Source organism: Sedimentibacter sp. MB35-C1 (genome assembly GCF_030913635.1).
Classification (GTDB): Bacteria; Bacillota; Clostridia; order Tissierellales; family Sedimentibacteraceae; genus Sedimentibacter.
In genome coordinates this window covers 2,773,581-2,788,474 of sequence record NZ_CP133188.1, presented here as the reverse complement: position 1 = coordinate 2,788,474, position 14,894 = coordinate 2,773,581, and the positions used below count along the sequence as shown (strand labels likewise).

At 35.1% G+C, this 14,894-nt stretch carries 19 protein-coding genes; 15 read left to right on the top strand and 4 right to left on the bottom strand.

Translation table 11 applies throughout. From position 1 onward, the window contains the following. Window positions 1–150 precede the first annotated feature (150 nt). The 9 genes from RBQ61_RS13485 (at window position 151) to RBQ61_RS13445 (ending at window position 5,851) form a co-directional block, all read left to right on the top strand. Entirely contained in the window at window positions 151–288 is a 138-nt protein-coding gene (locus RBQ61_RS13485; protein WP_308137784.1) for an AgrD family cyclic lactone autoinducer peptide, read from the top strand. Beyond that, window positions 278–838 carry an accessory gene regulator ArgB-like protein gene (locus RBQ61_RS13480; RefSeq protein ID WP_308137783.1) on the top strand — a complete coding sequence of 187 codons (561 nt, stop codon included), beginning with the start codon at window positions 278–280 and terminating at the stop codon, window positions 836–838. The genes RBQ61_RS13485 and RBQ61_RS13480 overlap by 11 nt, the downstream gene beginning before the upstream one ends. A gap of 146 nt (window positions 839–984) precedes the next feature. Beyond that, a complete protein-coding gene (locus RBQ61_RS13475) occupies window positions 985–1,812 on the top strand; it encodes an energy-coupling factor transporter ATPase (protein ID WP_308137782.1) in 828 nt (275 codons plus the stop codon). Next, window positions 1,803–2,663, top strand: a complete 861-nt coding sequence (locus RBQ61_RS13470) for an energy-coupling factor transporter ATPase (protein WP_308137781.1) — start codon at window positions 1,803–1,805, stop codon at window positions 2,661–2,663. Before RBQ61_RS13475 ends, RBQ61_RS13470 begins: the two co-directional genes overlap by 10 nt. Continuing rightward, complete coding sequence (locus RBQ61_RS13465; RefSeq protein WP_308137780.1) at window positions 2,656–3,453, top strand: energy-coupling factor transporter transmembrane protein EcfT; 798 nt, start codon at window positions 2,656–2,658, stop codon at window positions 3,451–3,453. Before RBQ61_RS13470 ends, RBQ61_RS13465 begins: the two co-directional genes overlap by 8 nt. Then, window positions 3,447–4,202, top strand: a complete 756-nt coding sequence (truA, locus tag RBQ61_RS13460) for a tRNA pseudouridine(38-40) synthase TruA (RefSeq protein ID WP_308137779.1) — start codon at window positions 3,447–3,449, stop codon at window positions 4,200–4,202. Before RBQ61_RS13465 ends, truA begins: the two co-directional genes overlap by 7 nt. A gap of 159 nt (window positions 4,203–4,361) precedes the next feature. After that, entirely contained in the window at window positions 4,362–4,790 is a 429-nt protein-coding gene (gene rplM, locus RBQ61_RS13455) for a 50S ribosomal protein L13 (protein WP_213925142.1), read from the top strand. A 17-nt stretch (window positions 4,791–4,807) separates the two neighbouring features. Beyond that, entirely contained in the window at window positions 4,808–5,197 is a 390-nt protein-coding gene (gene rpsI, locus RBQ61_RS13450; protein ID WP_213925102.1) for a 30S ribosomal protein S9, read from the top strand. A gap of 147 nt (window positions 5,198–5,344) precedes the next feature. Further along, a complete protein-coding gene (locus tag RBQ61_RS13445; protein ID WP_308137778.1) occupies window positions 5,345–5,851 on the top strand; it encodes a QueT transporter family protein in 507 nt (168 codons plus the stop codon). A 52-nt stretch (window positions 5,852–5,903) separates the two neighbouring features. Here RBQ61_RS13445 and RBQ61_RS13440 read toward each other — a convergent pair whose 3' ends face one another. The 3 genes from RBQ61_RS13440 to upp are packed head-to-tail and all read right to left on the bottom strand — an operon-like array spanning window position 5,904 to window position 8,937. Beyond that, on the bottom strand, window positions 5,904–6,848 hold the full coding sequence (locus RBQ61_RS13440) for a diacylglycerol kinase family protein (RefSeq protein WP_308137777.1): 945 nt from the start codon (window positions 6,846–6,848) through the stop codon (window positions 5,904–5,906). A 42-nt stretch (window positions 6,849–6,890) separates the two neighbouring features. Beyond that, on the bottom strand, window positions 6,891–8,252 hold the full coding sequence (locus RBQ61_RS13435) for an MATE family efflux transporter (RefSeq protein WP_308137776.1): 1,362 nt from the start codon (window positions 8,250–8,252) through the stop codon (window positions 6,891–6,893). Between the two features lie 55 nt (window positions 8,253–8,307). Continuing rightward, window positions 8,308–8,937: a uracil phosphoribosyltransferase gene (upp, locus tag RBQ61_RS13430; RefSeq protein WP_308137775.1), complete on the bottom strand. Its 630-nt coding sequence runs from the start codon at window positions 8,935–8,937 to the stop codon at window positions 8,308–8,310. Between the two features lie 116 nt (window positions 8,938–9,053). Between upp and acpS the strand changes: the two genes are divergently transcribed. The 4 genes from acpS (at window position 9,054) to RBQ61_RS13410 (ending at window position 10,740) form a co-directional block, all read left to right on the top strand. After that, window positions 9,054–9,419: a holo-ACP synthase gene (gene acpS, locus RBQ61_RS13425; protein ID WP_308137774.1), complete on the top strand. Its 366-nt coding sequence runs from the start codon at window positions 9,054–9,056 to the stop codon at window positions 9,417–9,419. A 74-nt stretch (window positions 9,420–9,493) separates the two neighbouring features. Continuing rightward, window positions 9,494–10,003, top strand: a complete 510-nt coding sequence (locus RBQ61_RS13420) for a hypothetical protein (RefSeq protein ID WP_308137773.1) — start codon at window positions 9,494–9,496, stop codon at window positions 10,001–10,003. 109 nt (window positions 10,004–10,112) lie between these two features. Further along, the gene (locus RBQ61_RS13415; protein WP_213925095.1) at window positions 10,113–10,388 is read left to right on the top strand and encodes a CopG family ribbon-helix-helix protein; all 276 of its coding nucleotides are present in this window, start codon (window positions 10,113–10,115) and stop codon (window positions 10,386–10,388) included. A 1-nt stretch (window position 10,389) separates the two neighbouring features. After that, complete coding sequence (locus tag RBQ61_RS13410; RefSeq protein ID WP_213925094.1) at window positions 10,390–10,740, top strand: type II toxin-antitoxin system PemK/MazF family toxin; 351 nt, start codon at window positions 10,390–10,392, stop codon at window positions 10,738–10,740. A gap of 61 nt (window positions 10,741–10,801) precedes the next feature. Here the strand turns inward: RBQ61_RS13410 and RBQ61_RS13405 are convergent, their stop codons facing one another. Beyond that, window positions 10,802–12,115, bottom strand: coding sequence for a folylpolyglutamate synthase/dihydrofolate synthase family protein (locus RBQ61_RS13405; RefSeq protein WP_308137772.1), 1,314 nt, complete (start codon window positions 12,113–12,115; stop codon window positions 10,802–10,804). 233 nt (window positions 12,116–12,348) lie between these two features. On the opposite strand from RBQ61_RS13405, the gene RBQ61_RS13400 reads away from it, so the two are divergent. Together RBQ61_RS13400 and RBQ61_RS13395 are read left to right on the top strand one after the other, a co-directional pair. Next, window positions 12,349–14,211 carry a TIGR03960 family B12-binding radical SAM protein gene (locus RBQ61_RS13400; protein WP_308140122.1) on the top strand — a complete coding sequence of 621 codons (1,863 nt, stop codon included), beginning with the start codon at window positions 12,349–12,351 and terminating at the stop codon, window positions 14,209–14,211. Next, complete coding sequence (locus RBQ61_RS13395) at window positions 14,192–14,872, top strand: TIGR03936 family radical SAM-associated protein (protein ID WP_308137771.1); 681 nt, start codon at window positions 14,192–14,194, stop codon at window positions 14,870–14,872. The genes RBQ61_RS13400 and RBQ61_RS13395 overlap by 20 nt, the downstream gene beginning before the upstream one ends. Window positions 14,873–14,894: the final 22 nt, after the last annotated feature.

The following is a 14,894-nucleotide window of genomic DNA, read 5'->3' as shown; positions in this document are numbered from 1 at the left end:
TTGTAAGCAGCTGATTACAAGTTTATTTTACGCCATGCAATACCGCTCAAACAACAAAAATAACCGAATAGGCAATCTGAGTTAAAAATTATTGAATGTTGTCCACAAATAATATATTATGTTGTTAACGTTTGAAAGGAGGAATGTAAAGTGAGAAAAACTTTATCCTTTATGTCATGTATTGCTGCATTTTTGGTGGCTACTGCTCAAACAACCATGGGGATGACTTGCATATTATTGTATAACCAGCCGAAGGTTCCGCAATGCCTGTTGAAAGATGATAAATAAGATTTCTGTTTTCTTGTCTGAGGGAATTGGGTCGAAGCTCAATTCCTCAGATAATGAAAAGGCTGTGTATGCCTACAGCATAGAGGTTTTACTGTCTCTTTTGCTGAATCTGATAATTCTTTTTGTTACAGCTTACCTTTTGAACAAAAAACTTGAGCTCTTAATTTTTATCATTTTTCTCTCGGGACTTAGAACTTTTGCCGGAGGTTATCATGCCAAAACGCATGTTGAGTGTATGCTTTTATCATTTTCTATATTTGTCATATCAGCATTGTGCGGTACATATCTAAAGCAATATGGGGAGACTGTTTTAGTACTTGGAATCATATTTTCTATTTTCATGGTTTTTTGGCTTGCGCCGGCCGAAACGGAAAATAAACCTTTGAATAAAAATGAGAAGAAAAAATATAAGACAATAAGCAGAATAATAGTTATAGTACTTAGCTTAGCTGCTGTTAGTTTATATTGTTTAAGAGCAGAAACCGGTTATGTTTACATTACAGGAGTTGTGGCAATGGTAATTGAATCGGTAAGTCTATTGAAAAAGTGAAGCATTGTGTATTGGGTTATAAAGCAGTCCGGATATGGGCTGCTTTTTTCTGCACAATACGTTAAGTTAGGTAATAATTTAGTGTTGTAAAATTAATTGAATAATGATATTATTTAATGCAGTGAAAAAATAATTGCAGGTGCGTTATGATAGAGAATATTATAAGAATTGAAAATGTAAAATTTAAATACAACAACGAGGATAGCTCTTTTGCCGTAGATGGAGTTAACTTGAACATCAGAAAAGGAGAGTTTACAGCAATAATTGGCCACAATGGTTCGGGCAAATCAACATTGGCTAAATTGATAAACTCACTGCTTCTTCCAACGGATGGAAAGATATATGTAAATGGAATGGATACGGCGGATGATTCTAAATTGTGGGACATACGTCAGACTGCCGGAATGGTTTTTCAAAATCCCGACAATCAGCTTGTTGCTACAATTGTGGAAGAAGATATAGCATTTGGACCTGAAAATCAAGGGGTTGAACCGTTAGAAATAAGAAAAAGAGTTGATGACGCCTTAAAAGCGGTCGGCATGTATGAATATAGAAAAAGACCTCCTCATATGCTTTCAGGAGGACAAAAGCAAAGAATTGCAATTGCCGGAATCCTTGCGCTTAATTCAGAATGTATAATACTTGATGAGCCTACCGCAATGCTTGATCCGTCAGGGAGAGATGAGGTAATGGAAACGCTTCATAAGTTGAAGAAAAGTGGTAAGACTATACTTTTAATAACACATTATATGGATGAGGCTGTACAAGCTGATAGAGTTGTAATAATGGATAAGGGAAGTATAAAGCTTGATGGAACCCCTAAGGAAGTTTTCAGGAATGTTGTTGAAATAAAAAAATTTGGGCTTGATGTTCCACAAGTTACTGAACTTGCTAAGGAACTGGCGGATGAAGGCCTGAACGTTCCCAGGGATATAATCGAGGTAAAGGAATTGGTGGATTGGCTATGTCAATAAAAGCAGACAATATTAAATACATATACAGTGAGGGAACTCCATTTAGGACTGTAGCCCTTGATGACATAAATTTAGAAATACGTGAAGGTGAGTTCGTTGGCATTATAGGTCATACCGGTTCGGGAAAATCCACCTTGATTCAACTTTTTAATGGGTTAGAAAAACCTACACACGGTACAATAGTTGTTGACAAAATAGCGATAGGCGAAGAAAAAAAATTGCTTAGCAAAGTACGCCAGACTGTAGGCCTTGTATTTCAATATCCAGAATACCAGTTGTTTGAAGAAACCGTTGCTAAAGATGTTGCGTTTGGGCCGATGAATTTGAGCCTGACTAAGGATGAAATAGATAAAAGAGTTAGAGAAGCTCTTGAGCTGGTGGGATTTAACTATGATAAAATTAAGGATGCTTCTCCCTTTGATTTGTCCGGAGGTCAAAAAAGAAGAGTTGCCATAGCCGGAGTTCTTGCAATGAAACCGAATTATCTTATTTTAGATGAGCCGACGGCAGGGCTTGATCCGGCTGGAAGAAATGAATTATTTGAAAAGATAAAAATGCTGCACGAGAAAGCAAATGTAACTGTTGTTTTAATTTCTCACAGCATGGAGGATATTGCCAAGCTGGTTGACAGAGTAATTGTTTTATATAAAGGAAAGATATACATGGAAGGCAAGACGAAGGAGATATATGCCAAAGCTGATGAGCTTAAAAAAATCAGCCTTGGAGTTCCTCAGGTTGCCCAAATAGTTAATGAACTTAGAAAACGTGGTTTTAATATAAAGCCTGACATAATAACAGTTGAAGAAGCTAAAGAAGAGATTCTGAGGGAAGTGAGGAAGAGAAATGTTTAAAAATTTAACAATTGGACAGCATTATCCCGTAGATTCTCCGATTCATGATCTTGATCCGAGAATAAAAATTATTATAACTTTTATTTTTATTATTTCCTTGTTCCTTATTGAAAGTTTTACAACCTACATAGTAGTTATAGTTTTTCTGGCAACTTCAATATATCTATCTAAGGTGCCGATTAAATTTGTCATTAGAGGATTAAGGCCGATACTTATGATAATTTTAATTACATTTGTGATTAATTTGTTAATGACACCAGGTAAAATATTATTTCAGGCAGGATTTATTAAGATTACTGAAGAAGGCTTGAAGCAGGCGGGGTTTATGGCAATAAGGCTTACACTCCTGATAATGGGTACTTCGCTTTTAACGTTGACTACTTCACCTATAATTTTGACCGATGGAATAGAGGCGCTTCTAAATCCTTTTAAAAGGTTTGGACTTCCTGCTCACGAACTTGCAATGATGATGACCATTGCTCTTAGATTTATTCCTACCTTGATGGAGGAAACGGAAAAAATAATGAAAGCTCAAAAATCAAGAGGTGCTGATTTTGAAAGTGGAAATATAATGAGCAGAGCAAAAAATCTTGTGCCTTTGCTGGTGCCTTTGTTTATAAGTGCGTTCAGAAGAGCAGATGAACTTGCTATGGCTATGGAAGCAAGATGCTACAGAGGCGGAGAAAATAGAACAAGAATGAGACAGCTAAAAATAACAAAAGGTGATTACGTTGCATCAGGCGTATTTATTATATATTTTGCAGCGATAATAGTAATAAAAATATGGTAAGAAATATTAAGCTAAACATTGCATATGATGGTACAAATTATCACGGCTGGCAGACCCAATTAAATGGGCCTACAATCCAAGAAACCATAGAGAAGGCTATTAGTATTGTAATGAAGCAAAAAGTCAATTTAACAGGCTCAGGAAGGACCGACAGCGGCGTACATGCATTTGATCAGGTAGCAAACTTTACTGCAGATACAAAGATCCCAGAAAACAAGATAAAGATTGCTCTAAATGCAAACCTGCCTACGGATATTAGAATTATTGATTCGGTGGATGTTCCTTTAGACTTTAATTCAAGATTTGATGCCCATGACAAGACTTATATGTACCAAATATACAATGATAGAGTATGGAGCCCTTTTTACAGCAGATACTCCTGCTTTGTTCCGGCTACTCTTGATTTTGAAATTATGGAAAGAGCCTCTGGATCTTTAATAGGAACCCACGATTTCAGAGGGTTTATGGCATCGAATTCAGACGTGAAAACTACTGTCAGGACGGTATATGAAGCTAAGCTTGTCAAAGAGGATAAGCTAATAAAATTATATATAAACGGAAGCGGGTTTTTATATAATATGGTAAGAATAATAGCAGGCTCATTGATAGATATCGGAAAGGGAATTAAAAATGTTGACTGCATAGAAAGAGCTTTGGAAGAAAAAGATAGAAAATTGCTGGGGAAGACTGCTGAGCCGCAAGGATTATTTTTGCTGAATGTTAATTACAGGCAGCAAAAAAACTTATAAATTACAAAAACTACTTGACATAAAAATTAATTTAATATAGAATGTTTTAGGTATGATAAGATTAGAGAAAAACCGTTGTTCCAATGCCCCGGAGTTAGGTTTTTTCGATATATTGCATTATAATAATAGTTTAATAGTAGAAATACAGGAGGAAACATGATGAAAAGCTTCTTGGCTAAACCTAATGAAGTTAGCAGGGCATGGTATGTTATCGATGCCGAAGGTAAGACTTTAGGTAGACTTGCAACAGAAATTGCAAAAATTTTAAGAGGTAAACACAAAGCAATTTACACACCACACGTTGATACAGGAGATTTTGTTATAGTTGTTAACGCTGATAAAGTTGTTTTAACTGGTAAAAAATTAGACCAAAAACTATATAGACACCACTCTCTTTATCCAGGCGGATTAAAGGAAACACCTTACAGAACTTTGTTTAAGACTAAACCTGAGCAACCGGTTTATCTGGCAGTAAAAGGAATGCTTCCAAAAAACAGCCTTGGAAGAAAAATGTTAAAGAAACTAAAAGTATACGCAGGTCCTGAACACAATCATCAAGCTCAGCAACCGCAAGTATACGAGTTTTAAGGGAGGAGGACAAATAGATGGATGCACAATACAGAGGAACAGGCAGAAGAAAAAAAGCTATAGCTAGAGTAAGATTAGTACCGGGAACGGGAAAAATTGTTATTAATAAAAGAGAATTAGATGATTATATCAAGTATGAAACATTAAGAGTTTTAGTAAGAGAACCGATGATGATTACAGATACAATGGGTCAGTATGATGTATTAGTAAATGTTAAAGGCGGCGGATACACAGGTCAAGCAGGAGCAATCAGACATGGTATTTCAAGAGCTTTGCTTGAAGTGGACAATGAATTAAGACCGATTTTAAAGAAAGCCGGATTCTTGACAAGAGATTCAAGAATGAAGGAAAGAAAGAAATACGGTTTGAAAAAAGCAAGAAGGGCTTCACAGTTCAGCAAGAGATAATTTTATTGGGACGGGAATCCGTCCCTTTTCAAACAAATATAGAAATTCTGATAATATTATTAAGGATTTCAAGTGTTTTCTTGGCACCCACTTTAAAAATCAAGATTTTTTTAGTGACTCCGAGAAGTATTCGAAAGGAGTTTTTTTATGGAAAAAAATAATGTACAATTTATTACACGCACTGCCCTGATAGCAGCGGCATATGTGGCATTAACCTATGCATTTGCATGGATGAGCTATGAGCAATTACAGTTCAGAATAGCAGAGGTTTTGGTGTTGTTTGCATTCATAGAGCCTAAATATGGTCTTGGACTAGTCCTGGGATGTGTTCTGGCCAATATAGCAAGCCCTTTGGGAGTAATTGATATTGTTGTAGGCTCGTTTGCAACTTTCATTGCTATTGTGTTTATAGTAACAGTGAGGAAGACTTTGGGATACAACAAAAGATCATTGATAGTTGCAAGTCTTGGTCCGGTAATTTCAAATGCGGTGCTTGTAGGATTTGAACTGACATATTTGTTTCAGACACCGTTTGTTATTAACGCTATTTATGTAGCCATAGGGGAATTTGCTGTTGTGACATTAGCAGGAACAGCTGTTGTAAATTCAATTATGAAAAATACTAATTTAGTGGATAGATTATCAATCAATTAAAAAAGACGGGTAACCGTTTCAGTAAAAACAAATAATGAGGCATTTCGCCTCATTATTTGTTTTTAGCAGTCTTTTTACTGCCTATAATTTGCACTTCTTTTGGCATCCAGAATTTGAATGCATCTTTTTCTATTTCAAGCGCGACTTCATTATGCAAATATATTTCTCCGTCAACACATACGTTTAATGGCTTGGAACTTTTAATTTTTATTTTTTTGCATTTTTTATAACTAATCCATTTACTAAGCTTAGGATTTTCTAAGTGTGTTCCGGCTTTATAGCTGTTCATTAAATTTAGTATTTTAAATCTTGAAATGTTTTTGACCAGACATAAATCCATTAACCCATCATTCAAAATAGCAAGAGGGGCACATTTATATCCTCCGCCGTAGAATTGTCCGTTTGCCATTACTGTTAAAAGGTAGGAGCTGTTGGTGGCACCGCTTCCGTCAACTGAAATTTCAAGGTGATTGCCTAGTTTGTTTATCAGACAATATATTACGGCTAAATAGTATCTTGTTGAACCATTTATGAATGGAATCTTTTTAAATTTGTGCATTTGGAATGCTGCATCTGCATCAAGGCCTACAGTACATACAGATGCAGCATATTTATTATTAACTTTTATAAGGTCCAGATTTACGCTGCTTCCATGGATTTGAAAATTAATATCGTTAAAATGTGTGCCTTTACTGAAGTTCTTGATAAAATCATTACCTGAGCCGCGCGGGATTACTCCGATACTCACATGAGGGACGTTATGTGTTGCATTTATTACTTCATGCAGGGTGCCGTCACCTCCGCAGGCGTAGATTACACTTTCAATTTTATCATTGCATTTCTTAAGCAGGTAGCTGTGAATATCCCCTTTAAACCTGCTTAAATAGATTTCATATTCAATATCTTTATCCAGTAATTCAGAATTTATTAAGTCGGCTAAATCATTTTGATACCTTCCGTTTCCTGCGGCAGGGTTTATTATAAATATGTGTCTCATGAGGCCTCCTGGTTAATAAAAATAGAAATACATTTACTGCAGTTACTCAATAATCAAGTTATTTATCCAATTTTGGCTTTTATATCTTTTGATTACAGCGATAGATTTAATAAGCTCCTCGCTGAATACGACGGCAATAACCAAATGTATGGGCAATTTCAATACTAATACAGAGAAAAACGACAGAGGGACTCCTATCACCCATACAGATATAATATCAACAAACATACAGAATTTTGTATCTCCTCCTGCTCTAAGTATTCCACATATAAACATATAAGAAAACATTTTTGGTGTAAAATATAACGAGTAAACTATAAGAGTTCGACTCAGGCTTTCACTGGTAAAAGGATCTAAATTGAAAAAACTTGTAAGTGCGTTCCTGGAGAAGAACAGAGCTACAGCAAGAGCAACGCTGAGAAAAACAGTTATTTTTACGAATTTATTGCTGTATTCCATAGCATTATCAATGTCATTTTTACCTATTTCATTTCCAATCATTACAGCACTAGCATTTCCTATTCCAAAAAATAATGTCTGAAAGAAATCAGATATGTTAAATGCAATTTGAACAACCGCAATTGCGGATGATCCCATATAACCGTAGGCTATAAAGTAAACTGAGGTACCTACAGACCAAGCAGTTTCAGACATTATAACAGGCAGTGATGTTTTAAGAATTTTTTTCAGCATTATTCTGTTCCAAGATGTAAATTCAGTAAAAGTCCCTGCTAAAGGATGAGTTTTATCTTTGTATATTAACAATATAAGAGCAAAAAATTCGAAAATTCTGGCTGTTAATGTAGCTACTGCTGCGCCTTCTACGCCAAGTGCCTTAAAACCAAGGTTGCCTGTAATTAATACCCAGTTTAAAAATGTATTTATTACAAGTGCTACAGCATTTATTATAGTTGGAAGCTTAAGTCTGTGTATGGCTCTGGAATTAAAGCTGAAAGCAAATGAGATAGCTGTAAAAAAATAAGAAAATGATATAATTCGTAAATATCTGCTTCCAGGTTGAATGACGGAAATTTCATCTATAAATATTTTCATTATTGGTTCTCTGAAAAAAAAGACTGCTAAAGAAAAAAATAGTGATAAAACTGTACCGATTGCCAAATCTATTCCAAAAACTTTTTTAATACTTTGCGTATCTTCGGCTCCCCAGTACTGAGCAATAAAAATTGATGCACCGCTGAATATTCCGAAGCAAATTGTTGTGAAAATAAAGTAAATCCTGTTTGCCAGCCCAACTGCCGAGATTGCATCATTCCCAAGCTTACTTACCATTACAGTGTCAATCATGTTCAAACCGATACTTATGACATTCTGAATTATGACAGGAAGTGCAATTACTACTAAGGCTGCAATAAATTTTTTATTTCTGTTATATATATTTTTCATATTATCCTCAAAAAAAAGACGTGATAGCTCACGCCTATGTTATAATTGATTATCCTTATTTTGTTCCGAATAATCTGTCTCCCGCATCTCCAAGTCCTGGAACTATGTATCCGATGTCATTAAATTTTTCGTCTATTGAAGCAGTATATATTTCAACTTCAGGATGAGCATCAGTAACCTTTTTCAAACCTTCAGGGGCGCACACAAGGTGGATTGATTTAATTCTTTTCGCACCCTTTTGTTTTAAAAGAGATATTGCACCGTTCATTGAGCCTCCTGTTGACAGCATAGGTTCAGTTATTATGACTATTCTGTTTTCAATATCACTTGGAAGCTTGCAGTAATATTCTACAGGCTGCAGAGTTTCTTCATTTCTGTAAAGACCGATGTGTCCTATTTTGGCGTTTGGAATTAAATCAAGCATTCCGTCCACCATTCCTAAACCAGCTCTTAAGACAGGTACTATTGCAATATCTTCTCCTGCCAGTACTTTTCCGGTAGTTGTTGTTATAGGTGTTTCAATTTCTATATCTTTTAAAGGAAGATTTCTTGTTACCTCGTAAGCCATAAGCATGGCTATTTCTCTTACAAGCTCCCTGAAATCCTTAGAGGAAGTATTTTTGTCTCTTAACATCGTCAGCTTGTGCTGAATCAGCGGATGAGAAACCACTGTTACATTATTCATATATTGACTCCTTTGTGAGATTTGTTAAATTAGAATTGTATTAAATTTAATCATATAATATAATTATTACGTACATGCTGCAGTTTGTCAATTAATTTTTTGTTAGGAGAATAAAAATGATTATAGGTATTGGTGTTGATATTACAGAAGTAGGAAGAATAAAGAAAAATCTGGAGAATGATAAATTCATAAAAAAGGTATATTCGGAAAAAGAAGGAGAGTATTTAATCTCAAGAAAATTCAATGCACAAACAGCGGCAGGCATGTTTGCATCAAAAGAAGCTGTTTCTAAGTGCCTTGGTACAGGTTTCTCAAATTTCGGACCTCGCCATGTTGAAATATTAAAGGATGACGAAGGGAAGCCATATGTGAATTTAACTGGCAATGCCTTTAAAAGAGCAAGAGAACTTGGAATTACTAATATTCATCTTTCAATTTCTCATACAGAAGAATATGCTACAGCCTTCTGCATTGTAGAGTAACAGCCCATAATTTAGTCATATAATTTCATTTGACGTCATATTCTATTATATATGGATGGAAGCAGGATGATGAGATGAAATTTAAGATATTGTTGTTAATTATTTTAGCGATTGTAGTAAGTAGTTGCTCAATAAAGACAAAGGCCGACCCCTATGTCATTCCTGTTAATTATACAGGAGAAGCTCTAATGAAGGTTTATACCGAAAACAGCGAAAATGAATACAAGGTTGTCATTGTCTGCAGAGATAAAAATTACAGCTTAAAATCCGAAAATAAAGCTCAAAGCTGGAACGCCGCTTATTTATCCGGTAACAGATGTGTTTTGAACAATGATAAATTTCCTGAAAACAGCGTTGTGATAGAAAATTTCAAATTGACAGATTCTCTAATCTATGATTTAGACTTATCCAAGTTTGAAAATTCAACGGATACTATTCCTGACGAATTGGTATATTATGACGGAATTTATAAGCATGTTCTTAACTTTAGCAAAGAAACACTGCTTCCAGCAACAATTATTATTTATAAAAACGATAATTTGGTTAAAACTATACAATATGAAAGACTGAATGAAGAGGAATAATAATTTTCACAATAATACAGAAGTTACCATACAACTTGTATAATTATTGTGGTAAAATTACATAAGATATGTTTAAATGAACTTAGTTTGAGTAATCGAGGTGTGTAATTTGGCTGACAATAAAAAAATATTGATTTCAATTCCCGAAAATCTTTTGAGAGAATTGGACAATGCAGTTAAAGAAGAAGGAAACAACAGAAGCGACTTTATACGTAAATCTATAAGGTTTTATTTAATTGAAAAAAGAAAACTCGAAATAAGAAACAAAATGAAGGCCGGATATTTAGAGATGAGCAATATAAATAAAAGCATTACAGAAGAATACTCAGAAGGGGACTATGAGGATTTTTTAAGCTACGAAACAAAATTATTGGGAAGTGAATAGTTTGATTGTAAAAAGGGGAGATGTGTATTACGCCGACTTAAGTCCGGTCATTGGGTCCGAACAGGGAGGCGTAAGGCCGGTGTTAGTAATACAAAATGATATTGGGAATAGGTATAGCCCTACAGTTATAGTATCTGCAATTACGTCTCAGATTAACAAAGCAAAGCTGCCTACACATATTGAAATTAGTTCTGAAGACTTCAGCCTTCCTAAGGATTCTGTTGTTTTGCTTGAACAAATTCGCACCATCGATAAAAAACGTTTGAAGGAGAAGATAGGCCGTTTTGATAAAAATCTTATGGGAGAAGTAAATGATTGCTTGAAGATAAGTTTGGGGCTAATAGATTTTTAGTTTAGTACATATAAAAAAGAACGGCACGTAAAATTTATAAAATGGCCGTTCTTTTCTGTATTTAAATTTTATTGGCAAATCCTTTGTTTCTTAAAAGTGTTCTTACATCACCTATCATGTACAGTGAGCCTGCAAAACAAATACAGTCGCCGTTATCTGTATTTTTTAATACAGGTACAATGTCTTCGTAGTCATCTAATGCTGTAACTTTAATATTTGAATGATTGCTTATAAGACGTGCAAGGAAGTCTGATTTCATTGCACGTGGATTGTTCGGAGTCAAAGTAAATATTTCATTGCACAATGGTATAAGCAAAGGAAGTACTTCCTCAGGGTTCTTATCTTTCAGCATTCCGAAAAACAAAGTTATTTTACTGTTTCCAAAGTTTTCTCTTACTGCTTTTGCAAAGTATTCAATGCCGTTTATGTTGTGCCCTCCGTCAATAATTATAGCAGGGTTTTCGTTTACTACTTCGAATCGACCTGCAAAGCGGCAGTTGTTAAAGCCTTCAATAATGGCTTTTTCAGTGACATGGTAGCCTCTTTTTTTGACCAGTTCAAGAGCTCGTAACGCTGTCAATACATTGTAAAGCTGATGTTCTCCCAAAAGGCGTATTTTTGCTTCGGGAATATTAAATATATCTGTTTTGAGATATTTAAAACGCTGACCTGAAAGGTCCCCGCCTAATTTTTCAACATTGCTCTTTTCCACTTCGTATACAGTGGCATTTTTATTTTTTGCTGTATTTTTTACTACATCAACAACAGATTTTCCCTGGGGGTACACCACTACATCAGAGCCTTCTTTTATTATTCCGGATTTTTCAAAAGCTATCTTTTCAAGTGTATCTCCAAGATACTCCGTGTGGTCATAGCTGATAGAGGTTATTACAGAAACAAGTGTGTTATTTACCACATTTGTAGCATCAAACCTTCCTCCCATTCCCACTTCAAGAATAAGAAAGTCAATTCCCTGCTCTTCAAAATATTTGAATCCAATGGCGGTTACAACCTCAAATTCTGTGGGGTGATTGTAGCCTTCCTGTATCATTAAATCTATTTTTTCTTTTACGAGCCCTGTAATTCTGGCCAAAGCTTTGTCATCTATTTGCTGTCTGTTAACCTGAATCCTTTCTGTAAATTTCTCCAGGTACGGGCTAGTAAACAGTCCTGTTTTGTAGCCAGATGCCATAAGAGCATCGTGTATCATGCTGCAGGTGGAACCTTTTCCGTTAGTGCCTGCAACATGTATTATTTTATAGGAGTTCTGAGGATTGCCCAAAAGTTCCGTCAGCCTAGTAATGTTTTTAAGCCCTAGCTTAGAGCCAAATTTATATGTAGAATGAATAAATTGTATTGCTTCTTCGTAATTCATTTCAGCCTCCGTTTTTTTCTTATTTTATATTATAATATTTGCCATGGTTTTTCAACAAAATTATAGTCCTAAACGCAGAATTAAAACTTCATGAGTACAGTTAAATAAATTGAAGTTGTCATTTGAATTCGCGTATGATAAAATATTTTAGAATTTATATGGTACAATATAACAGAATAAATAGTGTGAGAGATAAATCTCAAATAATCACCGCCAAAATAGAAAGGATTAACATGATAGATGTAAAGAAGCTTGACAGAGAGTTGTTAAGTGTGGAAAAACCTGCAAGATATGTAGGAAGTGAACTGAATTCGGTTGTTAAAGACAAAGAAAAAACAAGCGTTAGATTTGCTTTTGCATTTCCCGATGTTTACGAGGTAGGGATGTCGCATACGGGGCTTCATATTTTATATCATATGCTAAACAGCATTGAAAATGTTTGGTGTGAAAGGGTATTTGCACCGTGGACTGATATGGAAGAAGTAATGCGAAAAAACAGCATACCTTTATATGGATTGGAAAGCAAGGATGAGCTGAAAGAATTTGATTTTATAGGGTTTACCCTTCAGTATGAAATGAGCTATACAAATATTTTGAATATGCTTGACCTGGGAGGAATACCGTTAAAATCAAAGGATAGAACAGACAACATGCCCATTGTTATTGCCGGGGGACCTTGTGCATATAATCCGGAGCCACTGCACGAAATAGTAGATTTATTTACAGTTGGAGAAGCAGAGGAACTTCTGCCGGAGCTTTTGGGTATTTATGAAAAGGAAAAACTAAACGGGTTTAACAAACTTAAATTCTTAGAAAAAGCCTCACAGCTTGAAGGAATATATGTGCCTCAATTTTATGAGGAAGTATATAATGAAGATAATACTATTAAGGAAAGAAAAGTACTAAACAATAATGCTAAGGACATCATTACAAAACGAATAATAAAGGATATGGACAAAGTTTATTATCCTGATAAAAGCATTCTTCCTTACATTGATGTTGTTCATGACAGAGTAGTTCTTGAACTATTCAGAGGATGCACAAGAGGATGTCGCTTCTGTCAGGCGGGGATGGTTTACAGACCTGTAAGGGAGAAAAAGTCCGATACTCTTGTTAATCAGGCAGAAAGCATGCTTAATTCTACAGGACACGATGAAATATCACTTACATCACTGAGTTCTGGTGACTATTCATGCTTGCCAGACCTTACTTTAAAACTTTTAGATAAATATGAAAATGATAATGTAAGTATTTCTCTGCCGTCACTTAGACTTGATTCAATGACATTCGATATAATACAAAGGCTTCAGGAGGTTCGTAAGTCCGGGCTTACATTTGCTCCAGAAGCGGGAACTCAGAGAATGAGAGATGTAATCAATAAAAACCTTACAGAAGAGCAGATTTTGGGACCTGTTGAAACTGCATTTAAATTAGGTTGGTCAACGGTTAAATTATATTTTATGATTGGCTTGCCCGGTGAAACTATGGAAGATGTCCTGGGAATAAAGGAACTTTCATACAAAATAAAAGATAAGTTTTTTGCAAGACCTAAGGAAGAAATAAAAGGCAACCTTAAAATAAATTCAAGTGCATCTTGTTTTGTTCCAAAACCATTTACTCCGTTCCAATGGACGGCTCAGAACAGCATAGAAGAGTTTTATGATAAAGCTAAGATGCTGCAAAGAGAAATAAAAGATAAAAAAGTTTCCTTTAGTTATCACGAGCCGAAGCTTAGTTATCTTGAGGCAGTGTTTGCCCGTGGAGACAGACGTCTATCCAAAGTATTGATAAGTGCTTGGGAAAAAGGATGCCGTTTTGACGGATGGTACGATATGTTTGATTTTGATAAGTGGATGGAAGCATTTAATGAAACAAATGTTGATCCTGATTTCTTTGCAAAAAGGCAGAGAGAGATTACAGAAGTTTTGCCTTGGGATTTTATTGACGTTGGCGTAAGCAAGAAATATCTAATCAGCGAATATGAAAAATCACTTGAAGCTATGACAACACATGATTGCAGACTCGGTTGCACAAACTGCGGTGTCAATCACAGACTTATAGGGGGTGCCTGTCCGCATGTGCAAAATAATAAATAAATATAGTAAGACTGGAAATTTGAAGTATATATCACATTTAGACGTGTTAAGATTTATTCAGAGATCTGTTAACAGAGCGGGAATTCGAGCAAAGTATTCTGAAGGTTTCAATCCACATATGAAGACATCCTTTGGATTTCCTCTTTCATTGGGAATAGAAAGCATAGGGGAGTATTTTGAGATCGAACTAAACGAAAATCTTCCTCCGGAGGAATTCAAAAGAAAAATGAATTCAGTAATGCCCAAGGAAATGCAGATAATTAAGTCCAGCTGTTCAGATAATACAAACTCAATTATGGCAAGATGTGCCTATGCAGAATATATAATAGGAATTGAATCTGAAAATTTAGATATGGATAGGTTAAATAATCTGTTATCTGAAATGCTAGAAACAGGAGTAGTTTATATCAGGCAGAAAAAAAACAAGAAAAAAAAGCTTGTCAATAAAGAAATTAACACAAAAGAATATATAAGATATCTTAAGGCTGATAAATCCGGAGATAATAAAGCTAAGATAGAAGCTGTTTTTATTACTTCTGAAACAGGAAGTATGAAAGTTGATGAGCTTCTAAAGCTTATAAATGATAGAGCGTTTAACCTGGATTATCATACGATTATGAAAGTAGATGCTCTTGATAAAGATATGGAGCCTATACTATAAGGGTGTATCAGTATGTGAGGGG